Here is a 22,843-nt window from a genome sequence, read left to right as displayed (position 1 = left end):
GCGCCAGCTACTCAGAGATAGTTACCTCATGGATATCCTCACCCACAGCCCGCAGCTCGGGGCGGTACATATCCTCCACCTGGGTCGGCGGCACCTGATAGCGACCCGGCGTCACCGCCCGCATCAGGTAGACCAGTTGCTGGTTGCTCCCGGCACTCAGATCCAGCGCCGCCATGTAGCGGTCATCGCGAAACTCCTGATGCTTGAGGTAGTCGTTCCACTCGCTCTGCCACGCCGGTTTCCCCTCGATGGAGAGCTCTTCGAGCTTGATGCTGTTGCCAAGGGCCGGATTCTCCAGCTCGAAGCCGGCGGGCACCATCTCCACCAGCAGGGCATCGGGCACCGCCGATTCACTGCTGACATTGAGCCGCACCACCACCAGATCGCCCACCTTCACCTTGGTCGGGTCAAAACGCTGACCGTCGCTGTTGAACCAGCTGCGGGTCACGCTTATCCCCTGACTCAACCGGGTAGGAGCCTGCTCGGGATAGCCGATGAGGGTGCGCTGCACATAGAGGGATCCCTTGCCCTCGTTGGTGACGGTGCTCGCGGCCAGTGCCTCTGGGGCGCCCTGCTGCAGCGGAGCCGAACCGCTCAGGGATCCACTGCCAAGAGAGGAGGTCACCCTGGCCTGCCAGTCGACGGCCGGATCGACGCGGGCCAGTCGCAGCAGGGCGAGCCGCTCCTGGGTGCTGAGCCACTGACGGTGAGCCAGGGTATCAGCCACCTTGGCACTGAGGGCCGGCCAGCGCTCCGCAGCCAGCTTGTGCTGGCGCAACAACGAAAGCTCAAGGGCCTGATCGCGCAGCGGCGAGCCGTAATCCCCGAGATAATCGTCCCCGCGCTCGGTCGCCAATGCCCGGCTGAGGGCCTTGGCGGCGTTCTGCTCATCCCCCATGGCCGAGAGGGCCAGGGAGAGGTGCAAGAGCGGCAAACCCGAGCGGGCGTGATCGGCCTGCTGCTCCCAGACAAGGCGCAGGGTAGCGAGCGGCGCCTTGCCCACCCGGGCCAGCACATAGGCACTGTAGGCCTGATAGGCCAGCCGGCTGTGCTCGGGAGCACTGCTCCAGCGCTCACCATACTGACTGTCGGTGAGATAGCTCTGCAACCGGTTCAGCGCCTGATTGAGCATCGCCTCCGGCACAGCGTCGCCCGCCTCCTTGCGCGCCAGCAGATAGTCGGCGGCATAGGCGGTGAGCCACTGCTCCTCGTCGGAGCGACCATCCCACAGGCCAAAACCGCCGCTTGGCAGTTGCAACCGCTGCAGCCGTTGCAGCAGGGCGCGTTGCACATCCGCCTCACTCGCCGCTTTCTTGCCCTCTGCGGGTTTGCGCCAGGCGGCCCGCTCATCGGCTGTGGTCAGCAAGTAAGGCCAGGCACGGGACAAGGTCTGCTCCAGACAGGCATAGGGGTAGTCGGCCAGCGCCTGCCACTGGGCTGCCGGATCCCAGGGGGGAGTGCCGGAGAGGCTGAGCAGCCCCTGCAGGTTGGCACGATCCAGCCCGGCCAGCTCAGCTGGCGCAAAGCTCATCTCTTGGCCGGGAGCCAGCATCTGGTAACGCTGGCGAGTCTCGGCCGGCCAGGGGGAGCGCAGCGGCAGAGACCAGTCGCGGCTGATGGCAAAATCCTTGCCGCTAGCCGCCAACTGCAGGCTTGCCACACCGCTCGCTCCGGTCACGGTGAGCGGCAGGGTCAACCACTGCTCCTCGCCATTTTTAAGGGACAGGGTGCCGGGCAGCTCGCCGTTTGCCTTGAGCCCGCCATTGAGGGTCCAGACAAGGGAGAGGGTCTGATCCTCGCCGCTCATGTTGCGCAGCTGCACCAGCGCCCGGGTCTCATCCCCTCTGGCGCCAAAGCGCGGCCAGCCAATCTCGGCCACCAAGGGCGCCACCACCTTGACGGCGCGCTCGGCCTCACCGACCTGCTGTTCGTTCCAGGCCAGCGCCATCAGCGCCAGCTCGCCGTTGAAGTTGGGCAGCTCGAGCGGGATCACCGCCTTGCCGCTCTCATCAAAACTCACCTCGCCGCTCCAGAGCGCGGCGATCTCGACCCGGCTCTCCAGCGCGCCGCCCTTTTTCAGCGGCGCCCGGTCACCCCCGTAGTTGAGGCGGGCCAGCTTGCCATCCTGCGGCGGGATCACTTGCCCGTAGTTGTCGAACAAATCCTGGGCGAAGCGCTTGCGACCAAAGAAGATCTCGAACGGGTCGAGGGGCTGGTAGTCACTGATGTTGAGCACACCCCGATCCACCGCGGCCAGCACCACGCGGCCCTGACTGTTGGGGGTGGAGGTCGCGGTCACTTCCAGTCGAGTGAGCGGCACCGCTTTATCAGGTGCGCTCAGGGTAAGCGGCAGACGGCGCGCTTCCCGATCCAGGGTGAGCGGCACCAGACCGACCGAGCGCAGGCTCTGCACACTCTTTTGGCTCACCGACTTTGAGTCACTGTCTGGCGCGGCGATCTGGGCCGAGATATGCAGATCATGACGCAGCCACTCGGGGCTGACCGGGATCTCGAACTCGCCGCGGGCATCCTTGGCATCGCCGCCGGCGCCCTTGAGCTGGATACGCTGCCACCAGCGCAGGCCGTCGCCATCTTCCACCATCAGCAACCCCTTGCCGGGGCGCGGGGCAACCAAGGTCACGTTGGCCTTGTCACCCGCCTGATAGGCGCGCTTGTCGAGGGTGATGGCAATCTTGTCGGGCCGCGCCTGCTCCCCACCGCCGCCCCAGGCGTAACTGCCTATTTCCACCCGCAGGCTCGATTGATGGCCCTGACTGTTCTCCACCTCCAATCGATACCAGCCCGCCGCCAGCTGCAGCGTGAGCGGGGTCGGCCCCTTGCCATCCAGCTGCAGGGTCTGCTCCTGCTCCAGATAGGGCTGGCTGTTGAACTCGTACTTCCACCCCTCCCCATCGGCGTAGTGCCAGTAGTAGTCGCGGTACTCGTTGATGAGGCGCACCTTCACCGCCCCCGCCACCGGCTGGCCTTGTTCATCGAGGTTGAGGATCTGGAAGGGGAGCGGCTTGCCCCCTTCCACCCGATCCGCTACGAAATCGGCCTTGAGCGCGGGCCACTGGCTGCCCGCGGGCCAGCCATACTGGGTGCGGCTGCGATTGACGGCGCGACCGCCGGGCTCGGAGAGCGACACCCGATAAGCCACCTCCAGCGGCCCGAGGGCGCGCACCCCATCGAGCTCATCAGCAAGCGAAAAAGTCCCCTGCCCCTGCGCATCCAGGGTGAGATTCAGCGGCTCGAGATCCCTGGCCTGCTCGGCGAGCAGCACGTCACCCAGGGTGAACTCCTGCCACTGAGTAAAAGGCATGGTGGCGCGGCTTAACTTCACCTCCGCCTTGGCCTTGGTGGCGCTGGCTGGTGCGCCGTAGAGATAGTCCCCTTGCAGCGGCAAAGTGAGGGCGGCGTCCAGAGTCGTCACTTCCCCATCCGGCCCCTTGCCAAGCTGCAGTTTCAGCCGCTCCGGCAGAAACTCCTCCACCAGAAAAGGCCACTCGAAGCGGCTACCGGCAGCGGTCTTGAGGTTGATGGTCCAGCGCCCGAGCGGCGCATCATCCGGCAAACGCAGACCGTAGTGGGCCGCGCCCAAATTGTCCGGCAGCAGCCGCTTTTGTTCGAGCAGCTGGCCGTCCGGCTGTTTCACCTCCAGCTCTACCGCCATCCCCGGCAGCAGCTGACCATCCTGCCCCTTGAGCAGGATCTCGCTGTCGAGCCGCTCGCCGGGACGATAGAGATCGCGCCCGCTGAACAGATAGAGCTGCTGGGCCTGCCAGGGCTGGGTGCCGAGATCGAAGGTGGAGAGATCGAGCGCCGCCCCGTCGAGGCGCAGCACCGCCAGATGCTTGCCCTGCTCGGCCAGCAGCAGGCGAGCCCCCTGCACCTGATCGAAGCGGCGATGACCTTGGGGGTCGGTGGTTTGCACCTGCAGCCGGTTGCCCTTCTGGTCGAGCAGGGAGAGCTGCACATCCTTGAGGGGGTCGGCGCTGGCCAGGGAGCTGACGAACACCTCCAGCTCATCGCGGTAACGGCGGGCACTGAGCCCCATGTCGCTCACCGCAAAGTAGGTGGTCTCCTTGCGCCAGTCGTAGTTGCCAAGGGGCGACATCACCGCAAAGTAGACGCCAGCCTCCGCCAGCTGCGGCTCCTTCACATTGATGAGGCGGGTCTCGCGCCGGTTGGCATCGAGCTCCAGCGCGTAACGGCCGCTGAACACCCGCTTGGCCCGCTTGGTGATCTGCTCAAGCTCCCAGTTGCCCATGCCGGCACCGGGGCGATACTCGGCCAGGAAACGGGGCAGGTATTCGGCATCGACCCGGAAGAAGTCGATATTGACCTCGTCCACATTGACCGCGCTGATGGGCAGGCGCAGCTCGTCGCGCAGCGGCAATACCATGCCGCTCGCGGTAAACGACGCCCCCGCCTCCAGCGGCCGGGTTTTGAGGGTCCAGCTCTGGGGGGATGGGCCCAGCCCCGCCTTGAGGCTCACCTCGTAGCGTTTGTCGGGCTGGACGTTCGGGAAATAGAGGGTGCGACCATCGTCGGCCAGGATCCACTCCCCCTGCACCTGCTTGCCCCCTTCACTCACAGAAAGCCAGCTCTGCCAGTTTGCCTTGGGCACCAAGGGGCCGGAGAAGACCAGCGCCAGCGCAGGGGCATCCCTATATTGGCGGGCATTGGCCTGCACCACGGAGGCGGGCGCTCCCGCCTCCTGCCGGGCCATCGGTTCTGTCGTCGGAACCTGGCTGACAGGCTTGTCGGGGCCGCAACCAGCCAGCAGCAGCGCCGCCAGCCAGGCCACACGGGGAAGACGAGTCACGGGGCAGGAGAGAGAGAGGTGCATGGTGTTCATCCCGGGTTGGATCGCCGCAGCGCAGGAGCCAATAGAATAAAGCGTCACTCCCGGGAACACCAACTGCCATATCGGGCGGCATCGGCCCCTGATGAAGAAACGGGCCACTCACTGGAGTGGCCCGTTTGCATACAGAGTGATCAATCGGGCCATTTCAGCCTGGAGGATCTACTCGGCGATCACCGTCTGCCAGGTCTTGAAACCACCGGAGAGGTTCTTCACCTTGAAGCCGTGCTGGCTCAGCAGGCGGCAGGCCACGTGTCCCCGCAGTCCCACCTGGCAGCTGATGAGCAGCTCTTTATCCTTGGGCAACTCATCAAGACGGCTGCGCAGCTCGTCCAGAGGAATGTGCAGCGCCCCCGGAATGCGCCCCAGCTTGTCGAGTTCGGGGCCGTTTCGCACATCCACCACCTGCTGATGGGGGTGGCGAGCCTGCACCTCGGCTGCGTGGCAGAGCAGGGTGTCCCCCTTCAGATGGTTGCTCGCCACGAACCCGGCCATGTTGATCACATCCTTGGCCGAGCCAAAGGGCGGCGCATAGGTGAGCTCCAGATCCTGCAGGTCAAAGACGGTGAGACCGGCGCGCTGGGCCACCGCCAGCACGTCGATGCGCTTGTCGATGCCATCCTTGCCGATGGCCTGGGCGCCGTAAATCTTGCCATCCGGGGCAAACAGCAGCTTGAGGCTGACCGGATGGGCGCCGGGGTAGTAGCCGGCGTGGCTGCCCGGGTGGACATAAACCTTCTCGAACGGCAGCCCCAGCTGCACCAGCCGCTTCTCGTTCAGCCCAGTGCTCGCCACCGCCAGATCGAACAGCTTGCAGATGGCGGTTCCTTGCGTCTTCTTATAGGTTTCGCTTCGCCCCAGCATGTTGTCGGCGGCGATGCGCCCCTGGCGGTTGGCGGGGCCCGCCAGCGGGATCAGCACGGGCTCGCCGGTGACAAAATCGGTCTCCTCCACCGCGTCCCCCACCGCGAAGATGCAGGGATCCGAGGTGCGCATGCCCGCATCCACCTTGATGCCGCCCCGCGGTCCCAGCACCAGTCCCGCCTTGGCGGCGAGCAGAGTCTCGGGCTTGACGCCGATGGCGAGGATCAACAGGCCGGTGTCGAGATGAGAGCCGTCATTGAGGGTCAGGCGCAGTCCACCCCGCTGGGCGGTCGCCACGGCGGCGGTCTTCTCGTCAGGCACCTCCAGGCTTTCGATGGCAGCGAGGCCGGTACGCAGGCGAAGATCGACCCCCTCCTCCCGGATGCGGGCGTGGAGCAGGTTGGCCATCTCCTTGTCCACCGGCGCCATCACCTGATCGGAGAGCTCAAGCAGGGTGACATCCAGCTTGCGCTGGTGCAGCGCCTCCATCATCTCCAGCCCGATGAAACCGCCCCCCACCACGGTGACGTGGCGGGGCTTGTCGTGCGCCAGCGCCGCCAGGATGCGATCCATGTCGGGAATGCTCCGCAGGGTGTGTACCCCCGGGCTCTCGATGCCGGGGAAGGGAGGCCGGATGGGGGCGGCGCCCGGGCTCAGCAGCAGCACGTCGTAGGCTTCGCGCCGCTCTTCGCCGGTCAGCAGGTTGCGCACCAGCAGGCTCTTGCCGGCCCTGTCTATCTCGATGACGTCGTGAAACACCCGCACATCCACGTTGAAGCGGCGCTTGAAGCTTTGCGGTGTCTGCAGCAGCAGGGCATCCCGATCCGGGATATCCCCCCCGATGTGATAAGGCAGACCGCAATTGGCGAAGCTCACGAACTCGCCCCGCTCGAACATCACGATCTCCGCCTCTTCGCTCAAACGGCGGGCACGGGCGGCGGCGGACGCTCCCCCGGCCACACCACCCACAATCAGGATCCGTTTCATCTGCAAGACTCCACTCAACAGGAAATGACCAATAAATTAGACTTATCTAATTTAGAATTCAATGAAATTTTGTTTGCCACGGATTTGCAGTATTCTTGCCCTCCGACAATTGCTCAACAGGATAGTGTCAGTTCATGTCGTCTACCGCGCTCAGCCATCTTCCGACCGCCAGCCAGGCGCCCCTGTTTTTCCGCCTGGATACCCGTAGTCAACGGCTGGTCGCCCTGACCGATGTGATGCAGACGCCGCTCCACTGGCTCGACGAGCCCCGCAGTGCCTGGCCGGCCCAATTGCCGGACGCCCTGCGCCAACCCATCGAGCAGCGGCTGGCCAGCGGCAAGGGGGGCAAGCTGGTGCTGCGCTTTGACGCTCTCCTCTGGCATATTTCCCTCTCCCACGAGCAGGACGCCTTCTGGCTCATCTGCCTGCAGACTCAGTCCCAGGAGAGCGCCGCCAGCCTGTCCCTGCAACTGCCGCGCCTGAGCCAGATGGCCAGCCAGCAGCAGTATGACGCCATGCTGGAGAGCCTCAAGGAGTGCCTGGGGGCCGATCGCCTGATCCTCTGGCACTACCAGGCCCATGGCGCCCTTGGCGGCGAACAGCTGACCCCGGTCTTCACCCTGGGGGTGGACGCGCTCGGTGCCATTCGCGGAGACAGCCGCTACATCCGGGCCCTGCGCGCCCGGGGCGCCCTGAGCTTCTCGGAGGCGGCCCACCAGCCCATGTTGAGCCAGCACTACTATCTGGCCGATGCCAATGTCTGCTCCCGCCTGGACGGCGCCTTGCTGGAGCAGGAGAAGCTCATCGGCGTGCTCAGCCTGGAGTATGCCGAGAGCACCCTCATCAGCGATGACACCCTGCAACTGGTGCGTCATTGCGCCCGTTTGCTCGGCCACTGGCAGCCGGACCCCGTGGCGACCGACACCCCGGACCTCGCGCCCCCACCGGGGCTTGCCAACCTGACCGGCAACGATTACTGCCGCGCCCTGCTGCGCTGGGCCATGGGCCTGAGCGGTGCCCACAGGGGCTGGATCGGCGAGTTTCAGCCTCGCGGCCAGGATCTCTGGCTCATTCCCCGCTGCGTGGTGGAGGGGGATGCCTTCGCCGTCGTCAAACCCATGCCCATGGACATCGGCCCTGGCCGGGAGATCTTCCAGCACGGGCAGAGTCTCTACGTGGAAGATCTGGCCCTGCGCTATCCCCAGTCCAGCCAGCTGCTGGCCCTCGACGCCAAGGCCTATGTCGGCATCCCCTTCCCGGGGCCAAACGGTCTCCCCCTGGGGCAGCTCACCCTGCTGCTCGCCACCCCTCTGACCGATCCCGCGCCCCTGCTGGACGTCCTCTACGAACAGCGCGAGCGGGCCGCCAGCGAGTTGCAGCGCCTGGCCAATGACGATGCCCTGCGCCTGGCCGAAGTGGCCTTCAACACCCACGACGGCCTGCTGGTGATGGATCACGGGGGCATCATCCTCAAGGTCAATGCCTCCTTCAGCCGCATCACCGGCTTTGCCAGCGAGGAGATGCTGGGCCTGCACATCGACGCCCTGAGGCCCACCTACTATGGCGACACCCTCAAGGAGGAGGTGATCGCGGCGGTCAACCGGCAGGGATACTGGCTCGGGGAGGAACAATGCCTGCACAGGGAAGGACACCTCTTCCCGGTGCGGCTCATGGTGAGCGGGGTCAAGGACGAGGAGGAGGAGATCAGCCACTTCGTCTGCAGCTTCCACGACATCACCCGGGAGAAAGAGACCGCCCGCCACATTGAGCGCCTCGCCTACTACGACGACCTGTGCGATCTCTACAACAGGCGCAGCCTGACCGACATCATGCAGCGCACCCTGCAGGCCCCGAGTGGTCAGTGGGGGGCCCTGCTGCTGCTGGATCTGGACAACTTCAAATCCATCAACGACTCCCTCGGTCACGCCTGCGGCGATCTGCTGCTCCAGGCCGTGGTGGTGCGACTCAAGTCCCTGCCCCAGGAGAACCTGGTGCTCGCCCGCACCTCGGGTGACGAATTTGCCCTGCTCTTCACGGCACTGGGCCAGGGCTATATCACCGCCAAGATCCTGGCGGAGCACTTTGCCCGGGAGCTGATGGGGATCTTCCGTGCCCCCTTCGACATCGGCGATCACAAGCTGCACTGCAGTGCCTCCGTGGGGATCAGCCTGTTCAGCGACGATGACAAGGATCCCCTGATCCTGATGCAGCAGGCCGACACCGCCGTCCACATGGCCAAACGAGCCGGCCAAGGCAACCACATCTTCTTCAGCGAAGCCATGGCGGAGAAGGAGAAGAGCAAGCTCTCCCTGAGCAACCAGCTGCGCGATGCCCTGCGCAACAACGAGCTGGTGCTGCACTATCAGCCCCAGTACAGAGTCGACAACGGCAGCCTCTCGGGTGTGGAGGCGCTGCTGCGCTGGCAGAAGATGGACGGCACCATGATCCCACCCGGGGAGTTCATTCCCATCGCCGAAGAGACCACCCTGATCCAGGAGATAGGCTACTGGGTAATGAAGACGGCCTGCGCCCAGTACAGTTTCTGGCTCAACAACGGCCTCGCCATCCCCCATCTGTCGGTCAACGTCAGTGCCCGCCAGTTCCACACCGCCGGCTTCGTGCAGCAGGTGGAGTACGTGCTGCGCGATACCGGGGTGCCGCCATCGCGCCTGCTGCTGGAAGTCACCGAGTCCGTGGTGCTGGAAAACCGGTTGGACAGCATCGCCAAGATCCGCCAGCTCAAGGCGCTGGGCATCCTCATCTCCATCGATGACTTCGGTACCGGGTATTCTTCTCTCGCGTATCTGCGCGATCTGCCCGCCGATGAGGTCAAACTGGATAGGAGCTTCATCCAGACGCTAGTGCACAGCGAGCAGGACAAGGCCATCGTCAAGGCCATTCTGGATCTCGCCAAGGTGTTTCGCTTCACGGTGACCGCCGAAGGGGTGGAGGACGAGGAGCAGCTCGCCGTGCTCAAGGCCCTGGGATGCCAGCATTATCAAGGCGTCCTCACCAGCCGGCCGCTCCCCGTCAAGGCACTGGAGAGCCTGCTGGGTGCCACCCCTGCGGGCTAAACTGGTAGGATTTATAGGGCTTTCTGTCATAAAATAACGACCGCTCGAACCTTGTCCGCACCATTGGAGTCGTCTATGTCAGTCATTAACCGGATCCCCGCCGTTGAATCCAAGGGACCTGCCACCCCCGGCACGCAGCGGATCCCGACCGTTGAAGCCAGCGACACCGGCACTACCGACATCATTGGCCGGATCCATTCCGTCGAGACCTGCGGGACCGTCGACGGCCCCGGCATCCGCTTCATCGTGTTCATGCAGGGCTGCCTGATGCGCTGCAAGTATTGTCACAATCGGGACACCTGGGACACCCAGGGCGGCCGCGAGGTCACCGTGCCCGAGCTGATGAAGGATCTCACCAGCTATCGCCACTTCATGAATGCCTCCGGCGGTGGCGTGACCGCCTCCGGCGGCGAGGCCATGCTGCAGCAGGAGTTCATCGCCGAACTGTTCACCGCCTGCAAGGCCCAGGGGATCCACACCTGCCTGGATACCAACGGTTTCGTGCGTCACTACGACGAGCTGCTCGACCGGGTGCTGGACAACACCGATCTGGTGCTGCTCGACATCAAGCAGATCAACGACGAGAAGCACATTCCCCTCACCCACGTCAGCAACAAGTACACCCTGGAGTTCGCCCGCTACCTGGCCTCCCGCGGTCAGACCATGTGGATCCGCTACGTGGTGGTACCCACCTGGTCCGACGATGACGAAAGCGCAGAAGGACTCGGCCAGTTCATCGCCGAGCTGGGGGAGTGCGTCGAGAAGGTGGAGCTGCTGCCCTACCACGAACTTGGCAAGCACAAGTGGGACGTGCTGGGAGATACCTATGATCTGGTCGGCATCAAGCCCCCCAGCAAGGAGACCATGGACAGGGTCCAGGGCATCCTTGGCAAGTATCACCCCAACGTGAAGTATTGAGACAGGAGGCCGCCCGGCAGAGGGCGGCCTCTTTTCATTGCGCTGGCGTTCGCCACGGCGCCATCACCGACAGCCGCATCCGGGGGAACCGCTCATGAGTGAAGGACAAGTCGCCGCCCTCCTGCTCTGGCTGGTGCTGCTCGCCTTCAGTCTGAACGCCTCCCTGCTGCGCACCCTTGGCGCCCACCCGCTCTATCAGCATCTTTGCCTCGGCGGCGCCATCGTCCTGGTGCCACTCTGGACCTTGCGGGCGGGTCTGCACGAGGGGCTGGAGATCCATTTTCTCGGCCTCACCAGCCTGACCCTGCTGCTGGGCTGGCGCCTCGCCCTGCTGGCCCCCTGCCTCACCTTGCTGATCCTCGGGGCCTTTGGTGTCACCGATCTGGCGGAGTTCGGCTGGCAGGCGCTCATCGGCATCGCGCTGCCGGTCGCCACCAGCTGGCTGCTGTTTCTGGGGAGCTGGGCCTGGCTGCCTCGCCACCTCTTCGTCTATCTGTTCGTGGCAGCATTTCTCGGGGGGGCGCTGAGCATCTCGGCCAAGGTGATCGCCAGCGCCCTGCTGATGGGTCTGAGCGGCACCTACTCCTGGCACACCATCAGCGCCGACTACCTCTCCATCTGGCCGCTGCTGCTCTTCCCCGAGGCCCTGCTCAACGGCATGACCATGACACTGCTCGCCGTCTATCGCCCCCACTGGGTCAACACCTTCTTCGATCGGGAGTATCTGGGGCGCTGATAAATTGCTTCACATAAGCGGCATAGGGAGTAATAACCACCGCCATACCGTACCAAGCCTGTCAACCTAGGGAAGGTGCGAATAAGTCACTTGGCACCAAAACACACTATTCCAACCCATTGATATTAAATGGCTAAATTTTTCATTTTTTGCGCCCGAGGTACTTATTCGCGCCATCCCTAGGGAAGGTGCGAATAAGTACCCTATGTGCCAAAACTAAAAAGTTTAGCCATTTAATATCAATAATTTAGAATGGTGTGTTTTTGTGCCAAGTGACTTGTTAGCACCTTCCCTAATGTGTATTGACTCATTCGCAACCCAAAGGTATTATGCGCTCCGAATAAAATTAAGCATGACGAGCATCCCAAAATGACGCAATATATGTGAGCTCGGCTCCAGCACGACTGGAAAGCTATTCAAACAGGGCTGTTGATGACAGTCCGTATTTTGTTTTTAATTTTATTTCAAGCCACAATTTGACCATCCTAGACCGGAGCAATGTCACTTCCGCGCGGTAGCTTTTTTCTTTTTTTGCCTTTTGAGTGTACAGTTTCAGTACAGCAACACCAAGGAACAACATGAGACAAGCATTATCGCAAAACGAACACTGCCCACAACATTAAATTAACAAATAATTTACACTTCAAGTTTTGACTCCATGGATAATATTGACACATGAACTACGCAACCCGGTTTCTGGCGATATCACTAGCCATGTCTATTGCTGGCTGCGCATATGAACCAAAGCAGGTCGAAGCCTCCCGTCCCCTCGTCAATCCATCATCGACCACAGCACTGCAAGCCATGCCAGCAAACCTGCAACAGGCGCTCAACACTCAACCTCAGGGGTCTGCACTCAGCACAAACGGTGTTACCTTCACCCTGGGTCAGCGCTATGTGTCTGCCATGGGACGTAAGTGCGTTGACCTCTTGTTCAACAACATGCAAGGTCACTCGCAAAGAAGTGTCGCATGCAAGAGTGAAGAACTGTGGTACCTGATACCTCAATTGGATCAAGCTTCTGTCAGCAGCCTTCTTGCTGAACAATAAAACTCGAAGGTATCTGTTTTGAAAATGAACGTTCGTCAGCTGAGTACCCTTCTGTTTCTCATCGGTGCCTCCTGCACCACCATGGCGGCTAGCGCACCGGACCAGGCCCAGGCAAATGGGGCATCATTTGGCTATACCCTGTCGGGTAATTCAGGCGATAACAATCGGCCCCAACTTGGCGGCCAATCATCGCTGAGTGGTCAAGCCAGCACGAGTTCAACAACCGGCAGTTTTGCGCAACAAAATCGGCAGGGCATGTTGCTGCCAGGTGAGGCAGATGTGCGGAAGTTACTGCCACAAGCCGAGGTCGGACTCCCTCCCCCCTACGGTGCCAACCTGTTTGCAGGTGGATATGAAACCGAACGCAGTGATGGCTTGAATGACAATTACCTGATAGCACCAGGTGACAAGCTGAATATCTGGATCTGGGGCGCCGTCAATTTCTCCAATGTGGTAACGGTCGACAATCAGGGCAATATTTTCATCCCTGATGTAGGCCCAATCAATGTCAAGAATGTTCCAGCCAGCCAAATCAATAATCTGGTAACCAGCAAGATTGGTGATGTATTCACCAACAACGTCAATATTTACGTCAACCTGCTGACGACAACCCCAGTGAGTGTATTCGTGACGGGGCCGGTGATCCGCCCAGGCCAATATGCCGGGCAATCGTCTGACAGCGTGCTCTATTTCCTCAAACGGGCGGGTGGTATCGATTCAGAGCGTGGTAGCTACCGTCAAATCAAGGTCTTGCGCCAAAACCAGGTCCTCCAGCAGATCGACCTGTATGAATTCATGCAAAAAGGCAAAATGCCCAAGCTTTCCCTGAAGGATCAGGATGTGATCCTGGTGGAACCCCAAGGGCCGATGATCAATGTGGCTGGCAAGGTTCGCAACCCATTCCGCTTCGAATTAAAGCAGCGCAATACACTGGGTTCGGAACTGGTCAATTATGCCCTGCCCCTCGCCAAGGTGAGTCATGTCGGGGTAATTGGCGATCGTGCAAACGGTCCCTTCTCTATTTATCTGCCTTACAAAGATTTTGCCCGGGTCCAACTCAAAGACGGTGACAAGGTGCTGTTCAACGATGACATGCATGCACAAGTTTACGATGTGCAGGTCACCGGCAGTTATATGGGTCCCTCTTACTTCACCGTCCGCAAAGAGACCAAACTGCACGATCTGCTCAACCATATTCCGATCAATCCGGATCTGGCCGATTACCAATCCATCTATCTGATGCGCAAGAGCGTGGCCATCCGGCAAAAAGAGATGCTGGATGAGTCGCTCAACCGGCTGGAGCGCAGCGTATTCACCGCGCCGGCCAGTTCGGATGGTGAAGCGACCATCCGTGCCAAAGAGGCCGAGCTGGTCATGCAATTTGTCGACAAGGCTCGCAAGATTCAGCCTCTGGGCAAGGTCGTGGTCGCAGACAAGGGCATCATCGCCAACATTCAGCTGGAGCAAGGCGACCAGATTGTGATCCCGAACAAGACTGACCTTATCCAGGTGGGTGGTGAGGTGTTGATGCCACAAGCCGTGGTTTACAACGCCAATGCCGACCTCGATGATTATGTCGCCTGGGCCGGTGGGTTTACCGAACGAGCCAATGATCAGCGCATCGCCGTGGTGCATGCCAACGGGCTGGTGGAGTTCAAGGGCCAGGGGAATGTTCAGCCAGGGGATCAGATCATGGTGTTGCCCAAGGTTGACAGCAAAACCATGCAGTCGGTCAAAGACATCACCCAGATCATCTATCAGATCGCCGTGGCGGCAAACGTAGCCATCAACTAAACCGCCCACACCGAACAATGCAGACTCGTCAATCGGCGAGTCTGCCATACGGTAAACGACTCAATGCATAAACCCATTCTCAATCAAACACCTCGAACGCCCCTGCAGGTGCTGCGCGATGTGACGTTTGGTTTGCTTATCCGAGAACTGAAGACCCGATTCGGCAGTTACCGGCTGGGCTATGCCTGGGCCCTGCTTGACCCTCTATTGATGATAAGCGCATTTAGTCTGATTTTCGGGATGCGCAGCCAGAGTGGTTTCGGGGGCGTGCCTGTACAGGTTTTTATCACGGCCGGTTACCTCCCTTTCATGTTTTTCAACAAGGTGGTGAGTCAGCTTAAATCTGCGGTCAACGCCAACATGGGGTTGTTCTGCTACCGTCAGGTCACCCCCTTCGCCACCTTTGTTGCCCGCTTTATGCTAGAGGTCATGGTGGGCATGATGGTGGGCATCATACTGGTGCTGGGGCTGCTCTGGTTTGGTTTCGATGCCATCCCTGCCGATCCCTTGCAAGTCATCATTGGCTATCTGCTGCTGATGGTGTTTTCATTCTCCCTCGGCATCGTTTTTTGTGTGATTGGCAGTCTCTTTCAAGAGGCAAATAAACTCCTTAGCCTGCTGATGATGCCGCTGATGTTTATCTCCTGCGTAATGTATCCATTGAATTCGATTCCGCCCCAGTACCAGCACTGGTTTTTGTGGAATCCGCTGGTGCATGCTGTTGAGTTGATACGCAGCGGCTGGATCGCGGGATACAGCAGCCCCAGTGTCAGTTGGATTTATTTCGCCAGCATCACCTTGCTGCTGCTGACTTTTGCCATGAGCTGCTATCGCCTGAATCATCGCCGATTGATCGCCAGTTAAAGTGAAACACCATGATCATTCTCGAAAGTGTCTCCAAGTACTACCCGACCAAATTTGGCCGCAACTATGTGTTGCGGGATGTGAGCATCGAACTGCCGCGAGATCGCAATATCGGCATTCTTGGCGTCAACGGCGCGGGCAAATCCACCCTGCTTCGCCTGTTGGGGGGCATGGATACCCCCAATCAGGGTAAGGTGACCCGTCTTTGCCGTGTCTCCTGGCCACTGGCCCTCGGCGGTGGGTTTCAAGGGAGCATGACAGGGCGGGAGAACACCCGCTTCGTCTGCCGCATCCATGGAGTGCGCGACACCCAGCCCGTGGAGGAGTGGGTCAAGGAGTTTTCCGAAATCGGTCAGCATTTCGAGTTGCCGATCAAAACCTACTCCAGCGGCATGAAGTCCAAGTTCTCCTTTGCCGTCAGCATGGCCTTTGATTTTGATATTTATCTGACCGACGAAATTACATCGGTGGGGGATGCCCGCTTCAAGCAGAAGTGCATCGATACCTTCAATCAAAAGCGCGAGACCGCGAGCCTTATCATGGTGTCTCACGACATGAAAAACCTGCGCCAGCAGTGCGACATGGGCATCTTGCTGCGCAATAGTACATTGGAAGTTTTCGACAATATCGACGATGCCATCCGCATTTATCAGAATCTCTAACAAGCTGCATCCATCATGACTCAACCTATCCGTTCCGAAAGACCATCCCGCTTCGCGCGCAAACTGCGCAAGCTCGGCAATGAGCCAAAGCGCTTTTTTATCGACTCCAGCGGTTTTCAGATTGCCCACCGCTCCTGGCAGCAGAGCCTCAAACTCGGCAGCTTCCTCTGGGTCGTCGCCTGTTTTGCCATTGCCGCCCTCTATCTCGGCGTCATCGCCTCGGATCGGTATGTGAGCCGGGCAGAGCTGATGATCAAGCAGGCGGATCAGATCAAGATGCTGCCCGATGCCCTGTCGATGCTGGGGCTGGGTGGCAGTAATCATCAGGATGTGCTGCTGATCCAGGAGTATCTGAAATCCTGGGATCTGCTGGCCAAGCTGGATAAAGAACTCGGCCTCAAGGCCCATTACCAGAGTGACAAGGCCGACTATTTTTCTCGTCTGCCACAGGATGTCAGCCGGGAAGACTTTATCGAATACTACCGCAAACACCTGACGCTGCGCCTGGATGAGCTGTCGGGCGTGCTCACCATCGAATTGCAGGCGTTTGATCCCGAGTATGGCCAGCAGGTGGTGGGGCTGATGCTCAAAGAGTCCGAGCGCTTTATCAACAAGCTGGGACATCAGGTGGCACTGGAACAACTAGCTTTTGTCGAACAAGAGGTCGATCGTGCCTATCAACGACTACAGGATGAGAAGGCCAAGGTGCTGGCGTTTCAAAACAGTCACCAACTCATCAGCCCGGAATCCACCAGTAGCGCACGTCTCGGGGTAGTCAGCCAGATCGAGGCAGAGTTGGTGAACCAGCAGGCGCAGCTCAAACAACTGCGCAGCTATATGAGAGAGAGCGCCCCCGGCGTCATCTCGGTGCAGAGCCGCGTCGATGCTCTCAACAGGCAACTGGAGCAGGAGCGTGCCAAGCTCACCGGCCAAGATAAAGAGGCCATGAACGAGATAACCGCCGGTTACATGGATGTGCAAACCCAGGCCACCCTGGCGGCAGATCTCTACAAGACGGGCCTTATCAGCTTGGAACAGGCCAGGATAGAGGCCTATCGCAAGCTCAAACACCTGCTGGTCATCAGTCAACCCAGCCTGGCCCAGGATGCGGAATACCCTCGCCGTCTCTACAACTTGGCCACAGTGAGTGTGCTGCTGATTCTCTTCTATGGATTGATCGTCATGGGTCTTGCTACCTTGCGTGAGCATCAGGATTAATATGTGAAATATTAGGTATCGCTGATAATACCAAAGACTATTAACTTGCTTTTAATTATTTCAACATGAGTAGTTATAATGTTACAGCATCCTACAACACCATTATTATTATGTTATGAAAATGGTATCTCGCCACTGAGGTTAGATGGATATGACTTTTATTTCATGACTCAGCTTGCTTACATCGCCAACATGTAACAAATAAGCATTTAAAATAAAGTCCAAAAGAAACTGCATCACCGTCATTTAAATCATCCTCATGTATCCGAGAGGGAATATGGATAACCAAAAAAAATATCGAAATATTGCCAATCAAATGAAGTCGCGAGAATCTCAACTTCACATCGAGCTTGACTTTATTTTTAAAAAAAATATTTTCTGGGACCCTATTTATTTAGCCCATTCTGAATGGCTAGAGCACATTCCGTTTGCATTCTGGCTGGTGGATGCACTTCAACCCCGAAAGATTGTTGAAATCGGCACCAATGATGGCAGTTCCTATTTTTCTTTCTGCCAAGCTGTGGCTAATCTTGAACTTGATACTCAATGCTTTTCTATCAATACTTGGAGTGGGGCCGAACATTCAAGTGAGAATTATGAAGATGCCTATTCTCAAGTTTCGATTCATAACAAAGAGAATTATTTCAGCTTCTCCACATTAATGCGTAGCATCCCTGAACAAGCATTAGAACATTTCGAGGAAGGGAGTATTGACCTGCTACATATCGATGGGTTACATACGCTTGATGCGGTGCGTCAAACTTTTGAAAACTGGTTACCAAAACTCTCTCCAAGCGCAGTAGTCATCATGCATGACACCAATATCAGAACACGAGGCTTTGGTGTTTTCAGATTTTTTAACGAGCTTAAAGCAATCTACCCTCACTTTGAATTTGCTCACGGCAATGGCCTTGGTGTCATAGGCGTCGGGAACAAGCAGCATACTTCCATGCAAGCTCTATATAGACTCTCTTCCAAGCCCTCCACTTTGCAGCAAGCTAAAGACATTTTTTCCCGCTTAGGCAAAGTATGCTGTGATAGTAGAGCCACGTTTGAACTCCAGCAGAAAATGGACAGACAGGCTAGTGAATATAAGGAAGCCCTGATATACGAGCAGGAGCAACATGCCCTTGAACGGGGACATATCACCGCACGGATTAATTCGCAACATCAGGAGATCGAGGCCCTTCATGCCAAGCTTGCAGAATATCAAGCACAAGAGCACAAGTTTGACGCACAACAAGGTGCATTGAAAACCCTGCAAGCTGAAGCCAAGACAAACCAAGCGCGCCTTGAACAGGAACGAGATTTGGCACTTCACGCTCGGCGCCAACTTGAAATAAACAACGCAACACTCTCGCAGCAGCTGGCCCAAGCACGGGAACAAAAGTTTGACGCCCAACAAAGTGCACTGAAAGCCCTGCAAGCTGACCTGAATAACCAGTTAACTGATGCCAAGACACACCAAGCGCGTCTTGCACAGGAACGAGATATGGCGCTCAATACTCAGCACCAACTTGAGACCAAGAATGCCGAACTCTCGCAACAACTGGCCCAAGCACTCGAGCAGCTCAGAGAAACGGCCCATGTGCAAACGCAGCTTCAATGTGAACGAGATACTTTAGTATCGCAGCACAAGCAGATTGAGCGTGAGCTGATCGACAGCCGTCAGAGGCTACATGCAGCAGCACTGCTTCATCAAAACGAGCTGAAGCAACTGCAACAACAAAACTCAGCGCTGACTGAGCATCGTCTGGTGCTGGAAGCCAGTGTTGCGGAACGTTTCCATGAGCTGGCACTGATGACCCGCCATGCCGAAAGCCTGACCCGGGAGCTGGAGAGCAAAGAGCAACAACTGCAACAAGCAAGGGAACGAGCTCAGCGACTCAAGAGAAGTGTTTCCTGGAAGCTGACGGCTCCCGTCCGGGCCATTGCTCGAACTTTCAAGGACAAAGGTGAGCCTAGCACCAACAGCACAAGCACTATCGAGCGCATTGCCAACTCTGGCTTGTTTGATGAGCGCTGGTACTGTGAACACTACCCGGAAGTCGCAATCAGCTCGCTCTCAGCCATTGAACACTACTTGGAAATAGGTGCCGAACAAGGCTACAACCCTAGTTCCGTATTTGACACTCGCTGGTATATTGATACCTATCCAGATGTGGCGCAGAGCGCCATCAATCCCCTTATTCACTACATCATGCATGGGCAAGCCGAACAGCGTCACTGCCTACCGACATACTGATAAACTCGGAAATATAAAAATAAATGACGACCCAACACTATAACGACGATGCATTAGCTCATTTCGATGAACACTGGTATTTGCATACATATCTGGACGTACGCCTTACCGGCATGCCAGCGCGTGAACATTTCAAACGTTATGGGCGGTTATTGGGTCGTCAACCTTGTTCCGATTGGGGAATGACCACACCGCAACCACTACCCACTCAAGCTATTGCACTGCCCTATCAAGCCCTCAATCAACTATCTATCGATAGTGGGACCCAATACGGCTGGCATTCGGAAGGGTTGGATCCCTTTTTTATTATCGATCTAGGACAATGGCCAGCCTTCCAGCCAGGTTGGTATGAATTCAAACTGACAATTCATAGTCAAGGTCAGCGTGGCCTCAGCAAGCTGTATCTGGATGTAGGCAGGGGGTTCAACGAAAGTGATTCTGTTGTTATGCCCTATGTGACTAACCAATTATCCTCAAGGATATTTTATCTCGATAGCACCTTGCATCACCTGCGCTTTGATCCTATGGAGCGCAAAGGTAAATTTTCATTAAGTGAGTTCAGTATTTTCCCGGTTGCAGATGGACAACTGGACGATGCCCTTGTATCTCGACTAATTGATGCTCACGATGAGTTTCAAGGTTTAAATAAAAATGAGATTGTGGAAGCGATAAAAATAAAGGAAGGAGAATGCGACCTGCATGCCCTTTATAAAAATTATCAAGAAACATTCAATTATTCTCAACCCACGCTGAACTATGATGAGTGGATAGATATGGTAGAAACACCGGGTCTACCAACGAAGAGTGAGGTTGCAGCATATTTATCTAATCTGCTTACTCCCCCGCTGATTTCTGTGGTGATGCCGGTCTATAACCCGGCCGAAATCTACCTGCGTGCCTGCCTGGACTCCGTCTTGGCGCAAAGCTATCCCCACTGGGAACTTTGTATTGCAGATGATCGCTCGCCAAAGGCCCATGTGCAGCGGGTACTGCGCGAGTATGAGGCCAAAGACAGCCGTATCAAGGTTATCTACCGCGAGCAGAATGGCCATATCTCTGCGGCCTCCAATAGCGCCCTGGAGATTGCCAAGGGCGATTTCGTAGCACTGTTGGATCATGATGATGCCCTGCCGGAACACGCCCTGCTGTTTATGGCTCAGGCCATTTGCGAAAAAACCGATACCCAGATCCTCTACAGTGACGAAGACAAGCTCAATGGTCGCGGCGAACGCTTTGATCCCCACTTCAAGAGCGACTGGAACCCGGACCTGTTCTTCTCGCAAAACTATGTCTCTCACCTCGGGGTCTATCGCCGCTCACTGCTGCAACAGATAGGCGGATTCCGCCTTGGCGTCGAGGGCAGCCAGGATCAGGATCTGCTGCTGCGCTGCCTGCCCCATGTGACGGCAGCGCAGATAGTCCATATCCCCCGCGTGCTCTATCACTGGCGCACCATAGAGGGCTCCACGGCCCTTGCCTCCGGTGAGAAGAGTTACACCACAGATGCAGGCCTCCAGGCGCTGCACGACTATTTCGCGGGCCAGCAACCCGGTGTCAGGGTGGAAGCGGGGCTGGTGCCCAACACCTATCGGGTACGCTACCCCATCCCCGAGCCAGCCCCTCTGGTCAGCCTGCTGATCCCCACTCGGGACCGCCGCGCCCTGACCGAAACCGCAGTACGCAGCATCCTGGAACGCAGTACCTACACCCACTTCGAGATCCTGATCCTCGATAATGGCAGCGTCGAGCAGGAGACCCTCGACTTCTTTGCCCGTATCCAGCGCGAAGACAGTCGGGTCAAGGTATTGCGTTATGACCACCCCTTCAACTACTCGGCCATCAACAACTTTGGTGCCAGCCATGCCAAGGGAACCATCATTGGTCTGGTCAACAATGATGTCGAGGTGATCAGCCCGGAGTGGTTGGGCGAGATGGTCAGCCACTGCCTGCGGCCGGAGATCGGCTGTGTGGGGGCCAAGCTCTATTACAGCAACGACACCCTGCAACATGCCGGTGTCATTGTCAGTTTGGGTGGTGTAGCAGGCCATTCACACAAGCATTTCCCACGCAATCATCCAGGCTATTTCCATCGTTTATCGCTGGTTCAGACACTGTCTGCAGTCACGGCGGCTTGTCTGCTCATCCGTAAGGACATATTTGAGCAAGTATCAGGTCTCGATGAAGAGAACCTGCAGGTTGCCTTTAACGACGTGGATTTCTGCCTAAAAGTACGTGAGGCGGGTTATCGTAACCTCTGGACTCCCTATGCCGAGCTCTATCACTATGAGTCTATTAGCCGTGGCGCTGAAGATTCCCCAGAGAAAATGGCTCGCTTTACCAAGGAAGTGAACTTTATGAAATCCAAGTGGGGTAAACATCTGGAGCGGGATCCCTTCTATAACCCGCATCTGACGAAAGACCGCGAAGATTTCAGTCTTGGCACTACCGGAGAATAATTTTTCAACAAAGCAACCTAAATAACTGATCCCAATAGTGCTACACCTTCGCTGTGCCATAGCCATTCCCCGGGAAAGGAGACACGGTATCCATGAAGTGTTTCACTCGGGCCAGCAGGTTTGCCATCCCTCTGCATTGATGATTGCGCGTGATGGTTTCATGTAACTTGTGCCATAGCCGTTCTATGTGATTAACCCAAGGGCTGTAAACTGGCTGGAACACCAGGCAGAACTTGGGATTCTTCTTCAACCATCGCTCGGTCTGTTTGCTTTTGTGAATGATGTAGTTATCGAGGATCAACGTGATGGTTTTGGCTCGTCGGTAGTGGTGGCGCAGCTTTTCCAGCATGGCAATAAACAGCGATGAGTTTTTCTTGATCCCGCTGACGTAAAGTACCCTTCCGTTGCCTGCGTGGAGAACGCCTGCCAGATAATGCTTGGCATTCTGCCCCGGTGTGACAACCCGCTTTTGCTGCGCTCTGAACATCCAGTCGGCTCCTAATTTGGGATTGAGGTCTATATCGACTTCATCCTCATAAAACACCGGATTATCGGCATCACAGCGGGCCAGCGCGGCGTCGATATTCGCCATTTTTTCCTGATAGGCTGGGTCTTTTATCCGCAAGGTCGGCACGGGCCTGCGCCAGACAATGCCCATACGAGGTAACCATCGGCGGAGCGTGGAGGCTGCCACATTGAGCCCTGTTAACCGATTGATTTTTATAGCCAATAGTTCAGTACACCAACGGCTGCGCTGATAACCAAAATCTTGCGGAGAAAACTGCATGAGCAGCACCAGTAAGGTGACAATCTTGGCGATAGGTAAGACTGGGGCACGGCCAGCCGGTAAGGCTTCTAGCGCATCTATGCCTTCATCTCGATACCACCGAAGCCAACGACCGATGGTCGAGCGCGCAGCGCCGGTAAGGTGATGAACATCGGTGATCGTGCGTCCTTCATGTAACAGCAAGATGGCCATCAAGCGACGAGCATGTCCTTTATCACGGGTGGCATGGATGATTTTGTGAATGCGGCGCCGTTGTGGTCGTGGCAGAGGTGGTAGGATAGGCATCAACTCAGTCCTTTGGGTGTGGCTTGTTTTGTTTAG

Annotated in this window: 13 protein-coding genes; 10 read left to right on the top strand and 3 right to left on the bottom strand. The window is 57.8% G+C overall.

From position 1 onward, the window contains the following. Window positions 1-7 precede the first annotated feature (7 nt). Both AB5Y64_RS09990 and AB5Y64_RS09985 read right to left on the bottom strand, forming a co-directional pair. Window positions 8-4,852, bottom strand: a complete 4,845-nt coding sequence (locus AB5Y64_RS09990; protein WP_368203719.1) for an alpha-2-macroglobulin — start codon at window positions 4,850-4,852, stop codon at window positions 8-10. A 177-nt stretch (window positions 4,853-5,029) separates the two neighbouring features. Further along, window positions 5,030-6,718 (bottom strand): FAD-dependent oxidoreductase, encoded by a 1,689-nt coding sequence (locus tag AB5Y64_RS09985; protein ID WP_368203717.1) that lies wholly within the window; start codon window positions 6,716-6,718, stop codon window positions 5,030-5,032. A gap of 134 nt (window positions 6,719-6,852) precedes the next feature. On the opposite strand from AB5Y64_RS09985, the gene AB5Y64_RS09980 reads away from it, so the two are divergent. From AB5Y64_RS09980 to AB5Y64_RS09935, 10 genes are all read left to right on the top strand, one after another. Next, complete coding sequence (locus AB5Y64_RS09980; RefSeq protein WP_368203716.1) at window positions 6,853-9,792, top strand: EAL domain-containing protein; 2,940 nt, start codon at window positions 6,853-6,855, stop codon at window positions 9,790-9,792. A 75-nt stretch (window positions 9,793-9,867) separates the two neighbouring features. Continuing rightward, window positions 9,868-10,710, top strand: a complete 843-nt coding sequence (gene pflA, locus AB5Y64_RS09975; protein ID WP_010674272.1) for a pyruvate formate lyase 1-activating protein — start codon at window positions 9,868-9,870, stop codon at window positions 10,708-10,710. Between the two features lie 94 nt (window positions 10,711-10,804). Next, window positions 10,805-11,446, top strand: a complete 642-nt coding sequence (locus tag AB5Y64_RS09970) for an energy-coupling factor ABC transporter permease (protein WP_368203714.1) — start codon at window positions 10,805-10,807, stop codon at window positions 11,444-11,446. A 675-nt stretch (window positions 11,447-12,121) separates the two neighbouring features. Further along, window positions 12,122-12,496 carry a hypothetical protein gene (locus tag AB5Y64_RS09965; protein WP_171865727.1) on the top strand — a complete coding sequence of 125 codons (375 nt, stop codon included), beginning with the start codon at window positions 12,122-12,124 and terminating at the stop codon, window positions 12,494-12,496. Between the two features lie 24 nt (window positions 12,497-12,520). Then, window positions 12,521-14,290 (top strand): polysaccharide biosynthesis/export family protein, encoded by a 1,770-nt coding sequence (locus tag AB5Y64_RS09960; RefSeq protein ID WP_368203724.1) that lies wholly within the window; start codon window positions 12,521-12,523, stop codon window positions 14,288-14,290. A 63-nt stretch (window positions 14,291-14,353) separates the two neighbouring features. Then, window positions 14,354-15,154, top strand: a complete 801-nt coding sequence (locus tag AB5Y64_RS09955) for an ABC transporter permease (RefSeq protein ID WP_368203712.1) — start codon at window positions 14,354-14,356, stop codon at window positions 15,152-15,154. A gap of 11 nt (window positions 15,155-15,165) precedes the next feature. After that, entirely contained in the window at window positions 15,166-15,816 is a 651-nt protein-coding gene (locus AB5Y64_RS09950) for an ABC transporter ATP-binding protein (RefSeq protein WP_368203710.1), read from the top strand. 15 nt (window positions 15,817-15,831) lie between these two features. Then, complete coding sequence (locus tag AB5Y64_RS09945; RefSeq protein WP_368203708.1) at window positions 15,832-17,034, top strand: sugar transporter; 1,203 nt, start codon at window positions 15,832-15,834, stop codon at window positions 17,032-17,034. Window positions 17,035-17,311: 277 nt separating this feature from the next. Then, on the top strand, window positions 17,312-19,279 hold the full coding sequence (locus AB5Y64_RS09940) for a class I SAM-dependent methyltransferase (RefSeq protein WP_161470119.1): 1,968 nt from the start codon (window positions 17,312-17,314) through the stop codon (window positions 19,277-19,279). Between the two features lie 23 nt (window positions 19,280-19,302). After that, window positions 19,303-21,735: a glycosyltransferase gene (locus tag AB5Y64_RS09935; protein WP_171865722.1), complete on the top strand. Its 2,433-nt coding sequence runs from the start codon at window positions 19,303-19,305 to the stop codon at window positions 21,733-21,735. 40 nt (window positions 21,736-21,775) lie between these two features. Here the strand turns inward: AB5Y64_RS09935 and AB5Y64_RS09930 are convergent, their stop codons facing one another. After that, window positions 21,776-22,807: an IS630-like element ISAhy2 family transposase gene (locus tag AB5Y64_RS09930; RefSeq protein WP_001809438.1), complete on the bottom strand. Its 1,032-nt coding sequence runs from the start codon at window positions 22,805-22,807 to the stop codon at window positions 21,776-21,778. Between the last annotated feature and the right edge of the window lie 36 nt (window positions 22,808-22,843).

The sequence above is a fragment of the Aeromonas sp. R5-1 genome, from assembly GCF_040908265.1.
In the GTDB taxonomy this organism is placed as follows: Bacteria; Pseudomonadota; Gammaproteobacteria; order Enterobacterales; family Aeromonadaceae; genus Aeromonas; species Aeromonas caviae.
The sequence above is the reverse complement of the archived record's forward strand: the minus strand, read 5'-3'. Positions and strand labels throughout refer to the sequence as shown.